Origin of the sequence: Stieleria neptunia (genome assembly GCF_007754155.1) — a bacterium.
GTDB classification, from domain to species: Bacteria; Planctomycetota; Planctomycetia; order Pirellulales; family Pirellulaceae; genus Stieleria; species Stieleria neptunia.
Genome location: NZ_CP037423.1, coordinates 9,768,566 through 9,787,808, shown reverse-complemented (window position 1 = coordinate 9,787,808; position 19,243 = coordinate 9,768,566). Strand labels below are relative to the sequence as shown.

At 58.5% G+C, this 19,243-nt stretch carries 1 protein-coding gene; it reads right to left on the bottom strand.

The annotated features are described in order from the left end of the window. Positions 1–240: 240 nt before the first annotated feature. Positions 241–19,155: a leucine-rich repeat domain-containing protein gene (locus tag Enr13x_RS33930; protein ID WP_145391337.1), complete on the bottom strand. Its 18,915-nt coding sequence runs from the start codon at positions 19,153–19,155 to the stop codon at positions 241–243. Positions 19,156–19,243 lie beyond the last annotated feature (88 nt).

The following is a 19,243-nucleotide window of genomic DNA, read 5'->3' as shown; positions in this document are numbered from 1 at the left end:
CATTTCTGATCACTTTTGCCCCAAGTGATCGTTTGGCTGAGGCCTTTTTTCTTACTCCTTGTGGATGTTAGGGACACCCAAAAATCGCTGCCAGAGCAGTCGGGACTAAAACGCAGAATTCAACAGTTCTTTGTCGTGTCGAAGGCCTCTGGAGTGGGGTGTGTGTGCCACCGTCTCGCCGGCTGGGACAGGTGCTGACCCCTTTTCCGCGGTACCCTAAGAATAAAAGTTGACGAAGCACTAGAGCGGCAGTGTCTTTAGGAACTGCTGACCGAATCGGCCGTAGTCCTGGCCATCGACGTCTCCGTCCCCGTCACTGTCAAAGGCGGCGTCAAATCCGACCATGCCTTCGGATTTCAAGAACGTCAGACCGAACCGGCCATAGTCTTGGCCATCGACGTCACGGTCTCCATCGCTGTCGCCGAGCAAGCGAAAGAACTGATCGGTCGGGTCTTCACCGAACACGACGTCACGGGTCATTTGTGCAGCGCGATCGTCGGCCGATTGGACCCCGGAAGCACTGACGACAAGCTCGTAGTTTCCGTCGACCAGGGAATTCCCACCGGGGCGAGTGACGACCGAGGGTCCTGGCAGAAACGTCAACTCGATTGCGGTCACGCCGCTGGAGTGATCCGCGACGTAGCTGAACGATTCGATGAGCTGGCCGGTGTCACGATTGCGAAGTGTGAACGCATTCTCGGGTGCCTGGACGATTTGGTTGAATGCCACGCCGACCGAGGTGACTTGTGAGCGATCGTTGCTGCCCCCGTTGATCTGGATGTCGTCGATCGCAACACGTGGCTGATAGTCGACTTCAAACGTTTCGGTGCGTGTCCCGCCGTCTTGGTCATCGATGGTGACTTTGACTTCGTAGCGGCCTGGCTGTTTGTACTGGTGATCGATGCTGAATGCGGGGGCGTCTTGGAGATTGATCGGTCGTCGCGTTCCATCGCCGAAGTCGGCCATGCCGAGGTGGAAATCAAAACCGGGATCGCCGAAGCTTCCGCTGACGACGATCGAACCCTGATCGTCGGTCGCGACCGACATCGCCGAAAGGTTCGGTTGGATATTCGAAACGTTGAACACCAAGGGTTCCGAAATGCCGACAAGTCCGTCATTATCGGTGACCTCCAGCGTGATCTCGTATCGACCTTCGTCGGGCAGTGTCAGCACCCAATCGGAGATGGTCGTGATAGGAGGAAAGGCAGCGGGCACCGGAAAACCTAGTCCCGTATCGCTTTGAATCTTCCAATTGAACTTGGCGATCGAATCGTCAGCGGCGTCGGCGACTGTCGCAGCGATGGTGACCGCGCTGCCTTCGGCGATGGGCAGATAGGTCGACGCGGTGAGCGTCACGACGGGAGCGGCATTGTTGGCTGTGACGGTGACTTGATCGCTGTACACCGGGCCCGTGCCGCCAGAGCCTTCATTGGCGGACACATCGATTTGGTAGACGCCGTCACTCGGCGGCGTCCACTGCAGCGTGTCGGTCGACTCACCGGCGAGAACCTCGCCGTTGACCCGCCAGACATAGTTGCCGAGCACCAGATTGGATTCCGCCTGGAACGTTTGCGTTTGGCCCTCGTCGACGACCCGATCGCTACCGAGATCGAGCGAACGTGAGACGACAAAGTCCACCGTGCGAGTCAGCATGGTTTCGTCAAAGGGGACACCTTTGTAAATCCGCAGGTGGTCCAATTTGCTATGCCCGGAATCACCGGTGCCATTGTCACCCATGATCAATCGATTCCCAAATCCGCCAAACTCTCTTCCTGTCAGTGGCAACGCATCAGGGTTCAATAGTTTTCCGTCACGCCAAACATAAAATGTGTCTGCTTGACCGGGCGGTTGAACGATGCGGAAATCGTGAAAGGCATCAGTGTTGGTTTCCGTTGACAGCATGATTGCCGGCGAACTGTTCCAGATAACACTGTTCTTCTTGATCAGCAAGAAACCGTTGATGTCCGAGTCTTGTGGGGCGACCAGGACGCTCATCGAGCTACGATTCCCCTCCGGAAAAACCGGGTCGTCAATGATTTTTACTCGCAAATCGATCGTGTACCCGGATTGGACGGTCATGCTCAGGGACGGCCAAATCGTTGTCGTTTCGAAATTTTCGCCGATGTATTGGTCTTCCCCATTGCCACCCAATAGCGTCAAGATGCCACCGGAAAGAGTGGGGTTACCGACCAAGGTCAAATCGCCGGACCCGTTGTTGTCCAGATCGATTGTCGACGGATCAACATCGAAATCGTATTGGTATCCCAGATCGTCGCGCAGTTCGACGGATGCCGGATTGCTCGTCAAGGGGGCCGGCAGTACCACTTCGATGCGATCGCTGCCGATGTCACCATCGATGCGGTAGTTTCCATCTTGGTCGGTGAACGTACATGCGACGACACTGCCACTGTCGGTGACCAAATGAATCACGGCTCCCCGAATCGGATCCCCTTCCTCATCGAATACCGTTCCGCGAACGATCTGCCCAATGCCATCGCCCAAGACGTCAACGGTGAATTCGCTCTGGCTCTCACGTCCCAAGCCGTCCCGCGCGACGACATTGATGCGAGGGCTCCTCGCCAGGTTGCTGGGATAGTTGAGGACCAGCTCCGACCCGACGACTTGGACGGTCACACTCGGCAGATCACTCGTCGCGGTAAACGTGACGGCGTGGCCATCCGCATCGACGAAGCCTCCCCCGATCAGAGTCAGGTCAATGCGAGTCTGCTGGATCGTGACCGAATCGATCGGCGTGATCAATGGCCGTGACGAGTTCGGCGTGACGTTGACAACGGTTTGAGGATTGGCATCCGCGATCTTGCCGAGAAGTACATCACGACTGTAGGCGTTGATCGGGCTATTGAGTAGCGAGATTGCTGTCTCCGGCAATTTCGGTGGGGCCACGGAATCGAAACGCACCGCATCGGCGATCGCGATCGAACCACTGGTCGCTTGCAAGGTCACCTGCAGCGGTCCGCCGGCAGAGGCAATGTCGGGAGCAAAACGTCCCAGCGACAACCAAGTTCGTCCGCCGGACAACGAGCTGTTCGGACCACTTGGTGGTCTGGATTGGTCGACAAGCACCGTTGTCGGCGCGCCGCCGTACGAAACCGCGTATTCGACGATCGCATCCACATCCGCCACGGCGGGCCAAGTCACAAAGACTTCCATCTCGTCCGTCGCTTCGATTGACCACGTCGCGGTTCCGTCGCCTTTCGTCACGCGATAGTCGTCGTTCCAAGCGGTGGCCGATTCACTGACCGAAGAGACTTCCGAAACAAATCGTTCCCAGGTTCCGGTGTAAGTGTCAACGTTGTCGTCATCCAAGACGGTGACACCGGCGAGTGTTCCCAGATCAACGATCGGGTTCGCGTCCAACACCAATTGCTTGAGGTTCGGTAATCCGTCGATCTCAACCGAAGTGATCTGATTGTCCGACAAGTCCAATCGTTCGAGATGTGTCAGACCTGGCGGAATCACGGTCAATTCATTGCCACTCAAGTCCAAGACGCGAAGATTGACCAACAACTCAATTCCCTGCGTTCCGGTCAACCCGAGTTCCGACAGGTCTAAAAGCTCAAGCTCAGCCAACTCGCTGGCGTAGAACGGTTGGCGAGCCACCTGACTGCCATCGGGCGTTGTGGTGACGACACGTCCCAAAGCTCTTGCGACGGCGAGTTTGAGCATCGGATCGACGGTCCCCTCCTGAAAGACGATCACGTCGGGACCCACAATTACATCGTTGCTGGGATTGGTGTCCGGAACAAAGGACTCACCGAGTTCCTGATCCAGATCGAACATTTCGACGACTTCGGCCTGGAATCGATCACGCCCTTCATCGCCAAATAAAACGTCTAGTCCCTGTCCACCGATCAACAAGTCTCGACCGGAGCCGCCATCGATACGATCGCGATCCGTTGCCGGATAGGCGTAGCCGAAATCGGGTGCGTCGAATTCAATTTCGAATTCGATATTCGTAATCGAACTAAAACTGCCCGGCCGTTCAACGCGCAAATAGTAGGTTCCCGCCGGCAGGTTTCTTAAATCCGTGATGGTCTTGTTCTGGCTATAGGCATTGCCATCGAGATCCAAGATGGACGCAGTGATCGGGCTTTGTTGCTGATCGGTTTCACTGGTCAACATTTTGATGCGAAGGTAGTCGCCACCGGTCGTTGTACCCTGGCCGTCACCGCTGGTTGTGAATCGAAACCAGGATGTTTCGCCGATTCCCAGGACAAAGGGATCGTCCGCGTTTGACGGGTCCGGTGAACGAAACACTTGCGGTTGACCGCTGCCCAGATCGACCACCGTACCGGAGCGGTTTTCCAGCACCGTCACCGGCGCTGTATCGTTCGGCAAGAATGTCCGATCAATTCCAGGAATGAAGTAGACCCGGCCCGCATCGGGCTGGACGCCATCGAGGATTCCGTCGACGCCGGCCGCACCAATGAACAGATCGTGCAAGCCATCGGCGTTCAAATCGGCAAGAGGTCCGTCCGCCAACGAACCGGCAAAATCGCCGAAGGTCGCCCCCGACAAATTTTGGAGATTCAGGTCCCAGAAGAGCGGTTGCCCGTAAGTGTTGTTGAGCACGTCGCCGGCACTTTCAATGTCACTGATGATGACGATTTCGCCACGATCATCGCGCCGGATGACAAAATTGGTCCCCAACGTCACGATCGATTGGCTGGGCGCTCCCACGACGAGGTCGATCTCATCGCCGAACAGATTGCCCGCCGTGGCGTACAAGGGGCCGGCGATCGCGGTTCCATGAATCAGTGCGCTGGCACCTTGACGCGAAACACGATAGGCCGCGTCGTCGTACGAATCGGTCAATTCGAGGGCCGCACCGGGAAAGGTGCCGAAATTGACATCGCCGTGATAGACGAGCAGCCCGCCCTCCAATTCACCCGCGCCTTCCAGCGACCGTGAGATCGCAAAATCACCATAGCCATCCCGATTCAGATCGCCCAATCCAAAGACGTCCTGTCCCAAGGCGACGCCATTGATGACGACGTCGCTATCGGTCACAACACTGAAGAACCCGTCCAGCTGGCCGGGGACTCGATGCTGCGTTCGTCCCCCCATGATCAGATAGGTGCGGCCGATCGGCATGTCGTCTGAATCGCGCAAAAAGAGGTTGGGCGAGGCGATGGCGAGATCGTCACGGCCGTCACCGTTGAGATCGCCGATCGCTTTGGTGATCACCGTCGCATCGGGATTCAAGCGATTGCCTGCGGGCACCACAAAATCGTCCGTGTCCCAATCCAAAATGTCGGCTTGTTCGAGTGGCAATTCCTGCGAACCATTCGGCTCGCCAAAGCCGAGTACGAGAGCACGCGCTCCTTCCAGAGCCGGATCGAATGAGACCAAGACTTCGGCGGTCCCGATACCATCCCAATTGATCAGCGACGTCGAAGTGGTCACGGCACGACCGCCCGAATCCAAATTCTGTCCCTGCAATAACTCGATCTCAAACACGGCGGAACTTCGATCGAGCTCGCGGTCGATGCCGAAGCCGCCACTGTAGATCTCCAGGTACGAAAACAATCGGTTTTGAAGCACCCCGTTCTGAGTGACCTCGCGAATTTCTTCACGAACCAGAACCAGATCATTGGCACCGTCGCCAGTCAGATCACCGCTGCCAGCGGCAATTTTCCGATCGCGAATGATCAGGTTGGCGAACTGCTCGACGGACTCGATGCCATCAAGCTCGAAGGGGCCAAAGTAGACATAGCTCACCAATTCCCCTTCGATGGCCACGTCATCAATGCCGTCGCCGTTGATGTCACCGATTGATCGGCCTGCGCTCAACCGGTTTCCCGCTTGAATGCCTTCAATCGTGACGGCATCACGCAACCGACTCGATGATTGCAAGTCAAATCCCGGAGGATCGGTACTTGGTTCCTGAGCCACAGATGGACTGGCGAGTCGAGGCGAGGCGAACTCGGCCGTCAGATGGGTGTCCGAAAGGGATCCATCATCAACTTCGGTGACCGCTCCGCCATAAGCCACCGACAATGCCCGACCGAGCTGTGAGAAAATGCCCAAATCGGAAACGCCGTCATCGTTGATGTCGCCCACGGAGCCAAATAGAGGCAAACGTGTCGGCAAGGACGCTGCAACATTGGGTTTTAGGTAAAGCGAGTCCGGCGATTCAAACATCAAACGATGGGCGCCCTCGAAGTCGGCGGGATTTCCCCGTAGATCGAGATCCGCATCACTAACCCATAGATCCGTGACCCAGTGCAGGTTCGGTGCGCCCGTGTTATCGGCCACCGTTTCGTTTTCGATCAACCGCGATGCCGCCAGATCCACCAGCCCGTCGCCGGTAAAGTCATCGACCGGTCGTAACCCTTGCGTTGCGACAGTGACGAGGTCGGGTGCGGATCGCAGGTTGCCGAGCACAAGGATACTGTGATCCAGGCTTCCGCCGCTGATCACCGCGTCGCTGGTTGACGAAGCGTCCAGTAGACCGGCCAGTGCCAAGTGGGCGGTTCCAAAGGATCCGGCGACATCCAAGGACATTAGATTGGATAGATCGCTTCCTCCAAAAACAATCTTCAGACGATCCGGCCCCAGGATCCCGACATCCATAAAACCGTCGTTGTCCCAGTCACCCAGTGACGACACGTGACGCAGGAATGCATCGGCTGTTGGTGTCACATCGAGCGTCACGATGTCGGTGACGGCAGTGGCACGGAAATCGTCACGCGGCCTTCCGGCGAACAAACGAGTCTGGTCAGCATCTGTCACCACCAGATCGTCAAACGCATCGCCATTCAAACTGCCAACAATCGCACCGCGAACCGGCGATTCGGACCGGGGCGAAAAGGCAAACCCGCTGATGGCGGTGGTGCGGCTGAATTCCGTTTCCAAATCAAGGAAATCGGGATTGCTCGCGGCGCCAAACAAGATCGTCACTCGGTTGTTACTGCCGGGCTCGGTTGTCGAGAGCACAAGGTCGCCGAAACCATCACCGTCTAAATCGCCGTTTCCGGTCACAAACGTAACAGTGTTCTCCGGTGCGGCGACCCCGACGGGATCGGCGAGGTGGCCGGGCAGTCGCAAGATGGTCCCTGAGCTGGTTTCAAATCCTTCGATTCCCAGGAAAGCATCGGGGTCCAAAACACCATCGTCGCCGTAAACCAATCGAGCATACGTGTAGGCTTCACCCGATTCGACGACGTTCTGGACCGCCACAATGTAGTCATTGATCGGGTTGCCTTCGGAGTCCACGTCACCATTGAAGTTTCCAACGGGAATCACCACCCCTTGTCCGCCCAAATTCCGACCATCGACGATCATCTGAATCTGTCCTGCGGTGCGAGCAAATCCACTTCGGGGATCCGCTTCGTGATCGGTCAGTTGGGAGAGCGATACCGAGGTCGTCTGGCCGAACGAATTCAGCAACTCGATGGCGTATCGGCGTGACGTGTTGAGGGGGGCACTGTCGTCGGGAGTACGATTTTCGACACGAATCAGGTAGTGCTGCGGGGAGTCGGCAAGTTCATCAACCGGAACGAGTGAAAGCTCGGCTTCGCTGCCGGTTGCCTCGGCATAGAAAAGAGAAAAAACAAGCGGCTCCAAATCGCCGGATTCCAATTCGACGATTCGAATCATGTCGCGTGTCAGGGTCGCGGTTTGTTGTCCGGCAAACTGCTGCATCGCCGCGGGAGAAACGGAATACCAATCGACCAAATCACCCTGATGAAAATTCAGGTTCAATGGTGCATTTGTCTCTAAGAATGGTGTGACGTCCGCCGCGAATTCAAACGTATCATTGACGCTCGCACCAAACGAACGCGTCACGAATTCGAAATCATCGGGCGTGATTCCGGTCCCTCCCATCAGGATGTCATCGCCGAGTCCCCCTGAAATCTGATCGTTTCCGGCGCCGCCGGCGATGAAATCGGAGCCTTCATCTCCATCAAGCCTTTCCCCAACGGGACCACCCAACAAACGGTCATTGCCTTGGCCGCCGACGACGTGAATGTCGCGGAAGAGGCTGGCACCGACTTGAACGTCTCCTTCTTGGATTCCCCAAGCGGCACCGGTGCCGTCACCGGGGAACACAAACGGCGTCTCGCCACCCGCATGCCAGGTGTCGTCGCCCGCCCCCAAATCGACTTCGAGCCCTTCGACATCCGTTGCAGCGAAGAAATGAAACTTTCGCAGCAGTGTTCCAAAGGTGCTTTCGCTCCCGGTTGCAGATTTTGCAAACTCCTGATTGGCGGTGTCCCAAACCAGCGTCGAGATTTCATAACGATTTAGCAAAGGGTTGAACCGAACCGCTGCGAAGTCGTTGATCGGTCGGTTCGTCGTATCGAAATCCCCGCCGAGGAAGACCACACGATCGTCGCCGGCGGCGCCCGCGTAGCGATCACTTTGGGTCGGCAGAAACGTCGTTGTGGTACCCGCCAATGTCGGCAGGAAGTCGGGACTGGTTTGAAACGTGTCGTTACCGTCTTGGCCGAACAGCAGGTCGCTCGCGCCGCGGTCGTCTCCACCGGTCAGCACATCGTTGCCGGGACCGCCGAAGATGAAGTCTTCTCCGGGACCGCCTTGCAGGACGTCGTTGCCGGGGCCGCCGAAGATCACGTCGCGACGCTCAAACTCGACGATCGCACCGAGATCGAGCAAGGATGGCGAGGCATTGCCCGGGAAATCGAACGAGAGCTCATAGATCGTCGTAGCACTGTTCGATTCGACCCGCAACGTGTATTCGACTCCGGCGGTCAAGTCGTACCCGCCCGCCACCGGGGTTTCCGCCGTCGTGCTGGCACCGGCGAATAGATCGAAGGTCATCCCGTCATCGATGCCAAGGCTCTCGATCGAAATGTCGACCAAGGCGTCAACGACGACCGAAAACTTGTAGTGGTCGACGTCATCGGGATGATCGATCGTCAGCCCCGTGTAGGTTGCACTGCTGCTGAGCAATGACGTCGGTGCCGCCGTCGCGGCGGCGGGCAGGCGCAGCCAGCCCCTGGCCGGATCAATCAATGGGATCGAGATCGATAGCGAAGTGTCTTCGGCCAGACTCGTCGTCGACAATGCGATCCGTGATCCTATCGCACGCGTCGCGATCACCAATCCTGACGCAGCGGTCAAGCCGAGTTGTCGATTGATGTCTTCAATCAAATCGTCGATCGACTCGTTCGGCTCGGTGCCGATCGCGTCGCCATTGGTCACGCTTGCCGGAACTTCGACCAACACGTGGTCTTCGAGCTCATTGACAATCAAGTAAAAACTCGCGTCCTCCCTCAGGATGCCGGTGGGCGATAACACGTCGCGCGTTCCCACGATCACTGCCGGTCCCATCAATGGATAAGCGCCGTCGCGATCATCGTTTCGATTGCCGATTTCATCGGTTTGGTCGATCAGGATCGCACGTCCGGAGGCGATCAGCACGCGATCGTCGCCTTCGCCCGCATCGACCCAAACGGTCTTCTGAACCGTCGGGCCGACATTGATGATGTCGTCGCCGCCGAGAGCGTCAATGATGATCGCGCGGAAGTCGTCTTCGGGCGGCAGCAATCGACTTAGAGTCTCCGCATCGCTAAATTTCTCATTCAGCGCTTCGCCGCGGGCGAACGGATCATCGCTCAACAAGCCGTCGGCCGAGAACACCGTGTCGGGATCCCAGATCAAATTGCCGTCGTCGTCGGTCGCGCGAAAGTCCAACCGGACTTGGGCGTCAAAGCTGGTCAGTTCGCCATTTCGGGTCAACCGGGTGACCAGGTGATGACCGAGCAGGATGCCGGGTTCGGTGACAAAGTCGACCGAAATCTCGTCCGCGGCGTTCGTTCCGCCGACATACCAGACTTGTCCGGTCGTCCGTGCGTATACTTTCCACTCGTCATTGGCGTCGCCACTGTCGAGCGATTCAAACGGCATTCCCGTTCGCGTGTAAAGCTGATTGTTGCCTCCGGCACCGTACAGCAAATCCAGCCCCGTTCCGCCGAACAGTTCGTCATCGCCGGGCCCGCCGATGATGCGGTTCAGCCCGGTGTCTTCGAGAACTTGCTGGCCGCCCGCGGTTTCAAACACGCCAAAGTCTTCGCTTCCCACGGGACCGGGATCGGACGACCAGGCGTACAATTGGTTCGTCCCTTGGCCGCCGAGCACATCATCGTTGCCTTGACCGGCGAAGATGACATCGTGATCGGTGACGCTGCCATTTCCATCGTCGCCCCACAAGCGGTCATCGCCGGCAAACCCCGAGATCAAATCGTCACCGCGTCCGCCATCGATGCGATCACGACCCGCAGAGCCGATCAGTGTGTCGTTTCCGGGTCCGCCGGAGATCGTTGAGACCCAATCACGACTGCGCGTCAAAAGCGCGGCGACATCGAGAGCCTCGGCACCTTGAACGAACTCGATTCGATCGTCACCGACTCCGCCGTCGATGCGAATCTGTTCGACCAGGGGACCTTGGGTATCGGCCCAGTTGGCGATCAATTCCGCTCCGTTGTAGACGACCTTCATCTGACCGCCCGGCGCCGCGCTGATGCGAACGTCGTCATTGGCGGACGTGCCTTGGATCAGCATCACGTCGGTCGCGTTGTCATCGTCGACTTCACCGTGCCCGTTGAACATGTCGCCGCCGGTGACCTGGTAGCCGGGATCCACGTCCAGGACCAGGAAATCGATGCCTTCGCCGCCCAGTAAAGTGTCGTTGCCGTCCTGGCCTTCCAGCCAATCGCCGTCGCCGCCGCCCCGCAGCAAGTCGTTTCCGCCGCCGCCATACATTTGGTCCTGGCCGCTGCCGCCGATCAAGGTGTCATCGGCACCGACGATTGCCGCGTCCGGATTGCGGCTGACATTGGGTCCGACGGCCCAATCGCCGCTGATGTAGTCCGCGCCCGACTCGCCGAATAACAATTCACTCCGTAGGTTGCCGTACAAGAAGTCACTGCCGTTGCCGCCAAACAGTTGGTCGCCCTTCGCATCGTCCGCGGTCGTTGTCGCCGCCCAAGCATACAGCGAATCACTGTCATCGCCGCCGAACAGCCGCTGTCCGTCGGTCGACCCTCCGGCGTCACCGCTGCCGCCGTACAGGGTGTCGCGGCCGGCATCACCATAGAGCTGATCGATCCCGGGTCCGCCATGCAGCACGTCGGCGCCTTCACCGCCGCGTACGACGTCGTCGCCGGCTTCGCCGAATAGATCCGAGTCATTGCCGCTGCCGCCGTCGATGTAATCATTACCCTGTCCACCCAGGATTCGGTCGGCATCGCTGCCGCCGAACAGCCAGTCGGTTCCCTGGTCGCCGCGAATCAAGTCTCGACCGTCGGCGGCGATGCCGCCGACACTTTGCCCGCCGAGGATCGTCGGCACGAACAACTCGATCGGCAAGACGTAGTTGCTGTAGCCGGGCGTCCCCGTGGCGCCATCGACCAGGGCGGTTGCTTCATCATAGCGCGATGGTTTTTCAAACAGAGACGGATCGCTGAGCGAGAAGTAGGATGCATCGTGGGTCGCGATGCCTCCCCAGACCAAGTCATTGCCCAGCCCGCCGCTCAAGTCATCGTCGCCCAGGCCACCGACGATCACATCATCACCGGCCAGTCCATCCACGACATCGTTTCCCGCGCCGGCATCGATAAAATCGTTTCCGAGCGAACCGTAGACGGTGTCGTTGCCGCTGCCGCCACGGAGGACGTGGCCGGGCAAAACCGAACTGCCCGAGGCGTCCTCGTCGGCCACGAGCAGGTCATCACCGGCACCGCCATCGATCTCGTCGACACCACTGCCTCCACGAAGCGAATCGTTGCCCGCATCTCCGCGAATCAGATCGTCACCACTGCCGCCGTCGAGATCGTCGTTCCCTGCGCCGCCGGAAAGCACGTCGTTCTGACCGCCACCGACCACGGTGTCGTCGTCGTCACCGCCGTCGATGTTGTCCATGCCCGACTGACCGAGCAACAGATCGTTTCCCGATCCGCCTTCGATTCGGTCGTCACCCAAGCCGCCTTCGATCCGATCGTCAGCGGATCCGCCGCGCAGCGTATCGTTGCCGCGACCACCCTTGATCCGGTCGGCGCCGTCGTGTCCGTCGACGTCATCGGCGCCGTCGCCGCCGAGGAGTTGGTCGTCACCGGATCCTCCGCGAAGTGAGTCTTCGTTCTTGCCGCCGTCGAGATAATCCGCACCGGCGCCGCCTTCGAGCGTATCGTTGCCGACGCCACCGGTTAACAAATCGTTGCCGTCCCCGCCCACTAAAAGGTCGTCTTGGCTTCCACCTGTCAGCGTGTCATTGCCGTCACCGCCGTAGAATGTGGTGACGCCGCCGCCCGCGGTCAAAGCATCATTGCCCGCACCGCCGTCGATCATGACGGGAATCGTGACGGCGTTTGCGATGGTCAGCTCATCATTTCCGGCTCCCGCGTTACCCCTAATCGACGTCACGCCGAGGATGTCTCCGGTGCGCATGCCCTGTCCTTGAACGACAATAGATCCCGGTTGTGATCCGGCAAGCACTCGGTAGTTGTCATCTCCGCTGGTAAACTTGAGCGTCAATTCATCGCCGCTTCGGCTCGTCAATGCCGCGAGTGCTAGCTCGGGATTGTTGCGGCTGAGATCAAAATCGGCCAGTGTCACGCGGGCAATCTGAAACTCGTCCGAGACGAACAGCACGCGATAGTAAGCATCCAATCCGGCTTGGACTTTGCCGCCAACGTCAAACACATGAATCGGTGAGAGCGATAGGTTCTCCAACTGCTCGGTTGCCCGCACGCGCCCGTCGTTGTTGTTGTCGTGCAAGTTGAATTCGACGTTGGCAAAGACCCCGCCGTTGACGCCAGCTTCGGCGATCAACACGTTCAGGCTTGCCCCGGCCGTCAGACTGCCGCGAAGATAAACCTCCGCGACATCGGTGCCTGTTCCGTCGGGATTCAAACGGTCACTGACGAAGAACCCGTCGGCCAACCGCGCGAGATCACCGCTCTGAAAGAACTGATTGATGCCCGACGTGTCATAGCCGAACGCAAAATCGGCTCCCGCGGTGATGCGTCCGCCGAAGTTGGCAAACAGCCCCGGAATCGGCGTCGGGAACGATTGGTTGTAGTTGAAGTCGACTTCCAATTTCGGCGCGTCGAACAAAAACAGATCGACGTCTTTGCCCAACAGCAACTTGAACGCCGTGGACGGTTTCTCCAGCAGCGGAAAACTCAACACGCTGGCGGTCTTGGACAGGTTGCTCTTGAATCCGCCACCCGGCGTTGATCCGGTTCCGATCGAATCCAGAACCGGTTCTTCGCTGAACGAACCGATCTTCAGTTCCTTTCGTATCGTGTCGTCGGTTGCGGCACCGGGTGAGTACGCACCCAACGCATCCGCGGCGACACTGAACTGCCCCAACGCGACCCATTGGTTGGACGTGTCAAACGCGTCAGGGCCGGGCAGACTGGTGATCAAGTCATTGACGTTGATCACCGAATCGAGAAACGGTTTGACTCTGGCATTCCCAAAGGTTGTGGCAATGTCCACCAACGTCACGTCGCGACCGGCCAGATCACTGATCACGGGAAGACGCTGCTCTAGCACATCGATGACGGGCTGGATGGGCTCGAGCACGTCTTGAACTTGCCCCAACACCTCGCCGACGAACCCGCCAAAGAACTCGCCCAAGTTCATTTGGACGTTCTCGAAATTGACCTTCAGCGGTTCATTCGTTGTCGGAGTAAAACGCGTGTTCGTGGGGGCATCGGGAGCGGCAAGCCGGCTGCCGAATCCCCAATCGACTCGCAGATTGGTTCGCAAACTGGGCAGGATCTTTGAATCGCCGACGCTGGCCGTCAACAACAGGTCGGTCGTCGCCGACGCGACCAACTCATGATCGACAACATCCGAAAAGCCACCGGCGAACATTTCGCTGAGCGTCAACGTGTTGCCGCCGCTGGGATCGACGAAGGTGACGAAGAAGTCACCGTCGAAGCGAGTTTCACCCGCGCCCTTGGTGGCATTGATTCCCAACAGCGCCAGTTGTCCGCTCGCGTCGATCTCGGGAATCGTCGCGTCAAACGAAACCGTCAACCCCGAATCGGCCGTGTCAAAATAGAATCCTTCGGTCTTGCTGACGCCAAATCCGAGTCGAAACTCGAATCCGAAATCCAGTTGAACTTCCGCATCGATGTCAAAGTTTAATCCCGGAAGCCCCAAGTCAAAGTCCACCGGCACATCGATCGTGTCGATGGCCTTGCTCAACAAGATATCAAAGTCGACTTGATCGCCCGACGTCACGACGATCACGTCGGCGATAGAAATAAGGCTGTCACCGCTGAGGTCTGCCAACAGATTCAACCCGTCGGGGCCGAGGGCCGCAAAGAGTCCTTCGGCGACTTTCGTGGCGCCCTGATCGGCCAGATTCGAGACGTGACTCAACACCGATTCTTTGATGTCGACCAAGAAGTCGGCTTCGTCGGCCAGTGCGTCGCCGATGATCGGCAGCGGCACGCCCAGCACATCACCCTTCATCGTTTCGATCAGCAAATCGAACGCACCTTCCCAGCCGCCGACCAGTGACAGCAGGTTGTCACCGATGTCTCCGATCGCATCGATTTTGTCTTGAAAGGCTTGTTTGACGTCTTCGGCGTCAAAGACGGAATCGGCATTGAGATCGACCGGGTTGTCAAACGACGCGTCCCACAATCCGAATTGCAAGACGGGGTTGGTCAAGTCGGCTACGTCGATTTGGAGATTGATCGGTGCGGTCCCCAAGGGCGCTTCGATGGGCAATCGCACGAACGCGCCGCCGGTTGCCGTCGTGGTCAGATCCAGCGACTCGTCTAAGAAGAAGTAACGCCCGTCGGCATCATTGAACGCCAATTCAAACGTCGCCGGTGACAGCGGGTCGGTCGGAAACGCTCCGGGAATTCCGATCCCGGCAACGCCGTCGACGACTCCGATGCCGAACGGACCGAGCGAAGCTTCGAAGTCGATGTCGCTCGCCGAGGCGCCGGCACGGAGCGTCAGTTTGGTGCTGTTCGGGTCCGCCGGATCGGTGTACAGGAAGGGCTTGACGCCTCCCGAGTTGATTTGCACGCCGAGAGCCAGTGTTGCCACGGCAGCGGCTGAAAGCATCACCTCGGATGTCGCGCCGACGTCAACTAAATCTCCGATGCCCCCCAGCCCCAAGTCGTCCAAGCCTACCGACACCGGATACTTGGCTTGGACCATCTTGTCCAGCATCAAATCGAATCGTACCGAGATCGCTGGACTGTTGGACGTGTCGATGACCAATCCGATGGCGTCCGCCGGCAACCCGGTGACCTGCTCCAGTTTCGACTCCAATCCCTGCAGGCTTCCCGGTCCGGAAAGCTGCAATGTGTCCAGAATGGTCGACACGCCGGAGAGGAAGTCTTCGAAGTCTTCCGCCGGGACATGGATGTCTGGCATCGAGACTTCGAAGTCGAGCGTGTCGGCGAAGATGTGTTGCAAATCCTGCAGCGAAAACTTTCCGTCATCTTCTCCGCCCGGGTCATTGATCGGCGTCAGATCGCTCACCGAGGAAAAGAAGTCAAGCAGATTCGGCAGCGAGATATCGAACTCTGGAAAATCGATTTCGGGTATGTCCAAGTTCGAAGTCAGCGCGCCCGCCCGGGCTATTTGATTGACACCGTCACTCAACACGTCCAGCGTCGTCGAACCGATCGATTTGATTGCGTCGGTCAGGTCCGTCAGCAATCCTCTCAGCCCCGCCACGTCGGGCAAATCGACGTTCAAGATCGGTAGTGTGATCGAGTCGACCGAGAGCAGACGCTCCAAACCGTCGATCAACCCGCTCAATATGTCGGCTGCGTCAACGTCGGAAAGTGCATCTAAAACCGAGTCGATCGATCCGCTGAGCGCTGCTTGGATGTCACCACTGAAATCGGCGATGGTTGCCGTGAAACTCTCACCGGATGATCCGTAGTCATTTCCGCCGACGCTGCCGAAGACCGGCAGGGTGAATTCGATCAACCCGTCAACGTTGGTTTCGATCGTCGACTGCAGCCCTGCGAACATCTCCGCCAATGTCATTCTGGGTTGTGGCAAGGCGACCGACGTCGAAACATGGCTGGGTACACCCGCTTGGTCGAGGAGTTGTCCGCCATCGATCGAAACTTCGGTGAATCCCAAATTGGCGGTCGCCGAGAAACCCTCGCTCTGCATCGCGACTGTTCCGCTGGCAATCGGCGCCCCGGCGATCGATTCGGCAAACACGTGATCCGCGATCGTATCGCCGTGTAGGGGCAGTCCCTCGATGACGGCGGGTCCCTGTGCATCTTCGGTGGCAGTGAACTCGCCCAGTATTCCGAGCAGGAAGCCGGTCAACGAATCGCCGGCTGCTCGTACCGCAAACTCCGCCCCCTCGTCCACGCTGCGATCGGTCAACTGCAATCCGACCGTGATGCCGTTTTCTTCGCGAAGTGATGCGGTTAATTTCGGCGAACCATCCGGCAGCGTCGGTGCAGCGTTTTCCAAACGGGCAACGACATCGTCTAGATCGACGGCACCGTCGAAATCAACGGCGAACTCGGATCCATCACGCAAGCGAATCGTCACGTCGTGGCCGGCTTCCGTTTCGATCCCCAACGCGACCAGTGTTGTCGCAGAGCTGATCGTGGTAGCGGCGTCACCGGCACCGAGCGGCCGCATATCAATGCCCAATCGAAAGCTGCCGTTGACGGTGGGCGTGAAAGTGACTTCACCCGCGGCTTCAAAGCCGACGAAGTCGCCGATCTCGAAATTGAATTCGAGGGCATCGTCCGTTCCCAGTGAGAACGCTTTGCTGAAGTCGACGTCAACGGTCAGTGTCTTCGTCGCCGGTTCATAGTTCGGGTTGCTGATTCCCGCCGAGGCTCCGAAATCCAACGCGTCCAGTTCTTGTGCGTTAGAGAAGGCCAATCGACCCTCGTCGCCGACCAGTTTAGAAACGATCAACTCGTCGAAGACATCCTTCCATTTGACTAGGTCGGCATAGCGCAGCGTGTCTGCCAGGGGCAGGTTGCCGCTCAGTTTTTCCTGTGCAAAATCACCCAGCCATCCGCCCAATTGCTCAATGCCGCTGGCCAGATCCTCGGCGGATACGTTTGCGAAATCCTGCAAGCCGCCATCGGGTGCAAGAACGAGTTGCGGCTGCGACTGGCCGGCGAAAACCGCCGCGCCGGCCAGATCGAGGATCGTCGAGCCGTCGACGAGAGTCTGATTTCCGACGGTGCCTGACAGACCAAGATTGATGTCGAAATCACCTAGCGTCAGCGCGGTGACTAACGTCTCAAAGGATTCGCCAAGCAGACGGGCCGCCGAAACGGACTCGCCCGACTGTCCGATTCGGTTCTGCAGGGTGGCGTCCATGTTCACCGAACCACTGGCGGAAACACCCAAGAATCCGACGTTGGCGCCGAAACTGACCGAATCGTTCGCCGTGAATTGATTCTTTGCGTCGTCAAACCTGACCGCAAACGCGTCGAGCGGCGATGCGGTTTGGCGGCGATCGATTTCAATTTGCAGTTGCCAGTCCGTACTCGAGTTCAGATCGACTTCGGGTAGGTCTTCGCTGGCCGTCAAACCCGCATCGACGATTTCGTCACCGAGCACCAATCGATGCGTCTTCGGCGCCGGATCGTTCTTCACGTGGACGTTCAACGAAAGCAGTTGATCCGACGACGAACGGGTGACGGTCATGCCATCGGTCTGCAAGGAGTCGGCAACCTCGTTCCACGTCGGTCGTGGATTCGCAGCCAACAGAGCCTCCACCTTTGATTGCAATTTGTCGCGAAGGACCCCATCCAGGTCGGCCGAATCGGCGAACGTTGATTCCAGTGCGGGCATCGCATTGGCCAAGGGTGTCTCCGCTTCCAGTCGGGCACCGAACTGGGTGATTGCGGCAAATCCCTGACGCAAGGCTTCGGTGGTCTGGTGGTGCAACGCGTCGAGCGACCCAAACGATTCAAGGGCCATCGTGACCGGTTCGCCGCGAAACAGCGTTCCGCTGGTCGCGGCAATCACGGGCGATCCGTCCAACAGCAGATCGGTGGAGGGGCGGACGTCAAATTCGCCACGGATAAATCCCGAGGACGTCGCAGTGAGCTGCGGCGTGCCCGCCAACTCGGACGTGCTCAATCGATCGTCATTGCCGGTGTCTGCGCTGACCGTCGCGACTCCCGCGATCGCCAACCCGCCGGCGTCGGATTCTAACGAGAGCAATCCGTATTCGATCTCCGGCAAAAAGGTCTTCGTGTCTTCGCTGTGCGGAGGGAAACCGAGCAAGGCCAAGCCGCTGTCGCCGGAAAGGGCGATGCGTTGCACCGACGGCGAGACGCCGCGGAATCCCAGGCGGCCACCTGCGTCAACGGCCGTCAGGGCACCGGAAAAACCGGCGTCCATCAGCGGTTGACGCAGCGCGGCATTGAGCCGATCGACCAGCGGAGTCACATTTCCGGCGGTGTTGGCCGGAAGCGTCGCGGTGACGTTGGACGCATCGTTGATTGTCAGCGTGAACGTGATGTCTCGGTCGATTGCCGCGAATTCCGGCACCGCGCCGGTCGCAGTCACTTCGGCCGCATCGACGACGCTGAAATCCAGCCGCCCGATCTTGGTAAAAAATTCTCCACCGGCATCGACGCCGAACTGCAGCGCCAGCGTCACTCCGAACTCGGCCGAACTCATGCTCTCGTCGAACGACAGCCCCACGCCGTCGGCCGAGGAACCGAAATCGGGTCGATAGTCAACCGTCTGCTGGAGATAAACCGTTGTGTCAAAGACCAATTCGGTGCCGAGGATCGCACCGGTCGCGGGCGCCACCACGGCGGACTGATTTTCCAAGAACCCCACCACGTCATCCGTTGTCACGGCGCCTGATGCTTGTAGATACGACGTCAGTGGCGTGACAAATTCGCTGGTCAGTTTCGCAGAAAAATCGAGTCCTTGATTGAAGGATCGTCCGAGTGCCGCCAGCGGCCGGGACAGCAGCGGAGCGGATTCGACGTGCTGGGCGAAACCTCCGTCGGCAACTGCGAGTGCGCCCAGACCATCCCGCAGTTCCTGGTTCTTTTCCGGCGAAATCAAGTCGCCGGCGAGCAACTGGCGGGCTTCTAGTTTCTCGATCTTTCGACGGCGGTTGGTGAGATCGGACGTGTGTCGTCGTCTGCGATGTCTGCGAAGTAACATGAAATTGGACCAGTGGGGGGTCGAACGAAATCGCTCGGGAAAAAACGGTCAAGATCTCGCGAATTGAAATGAAATGAACAGCCCCTGT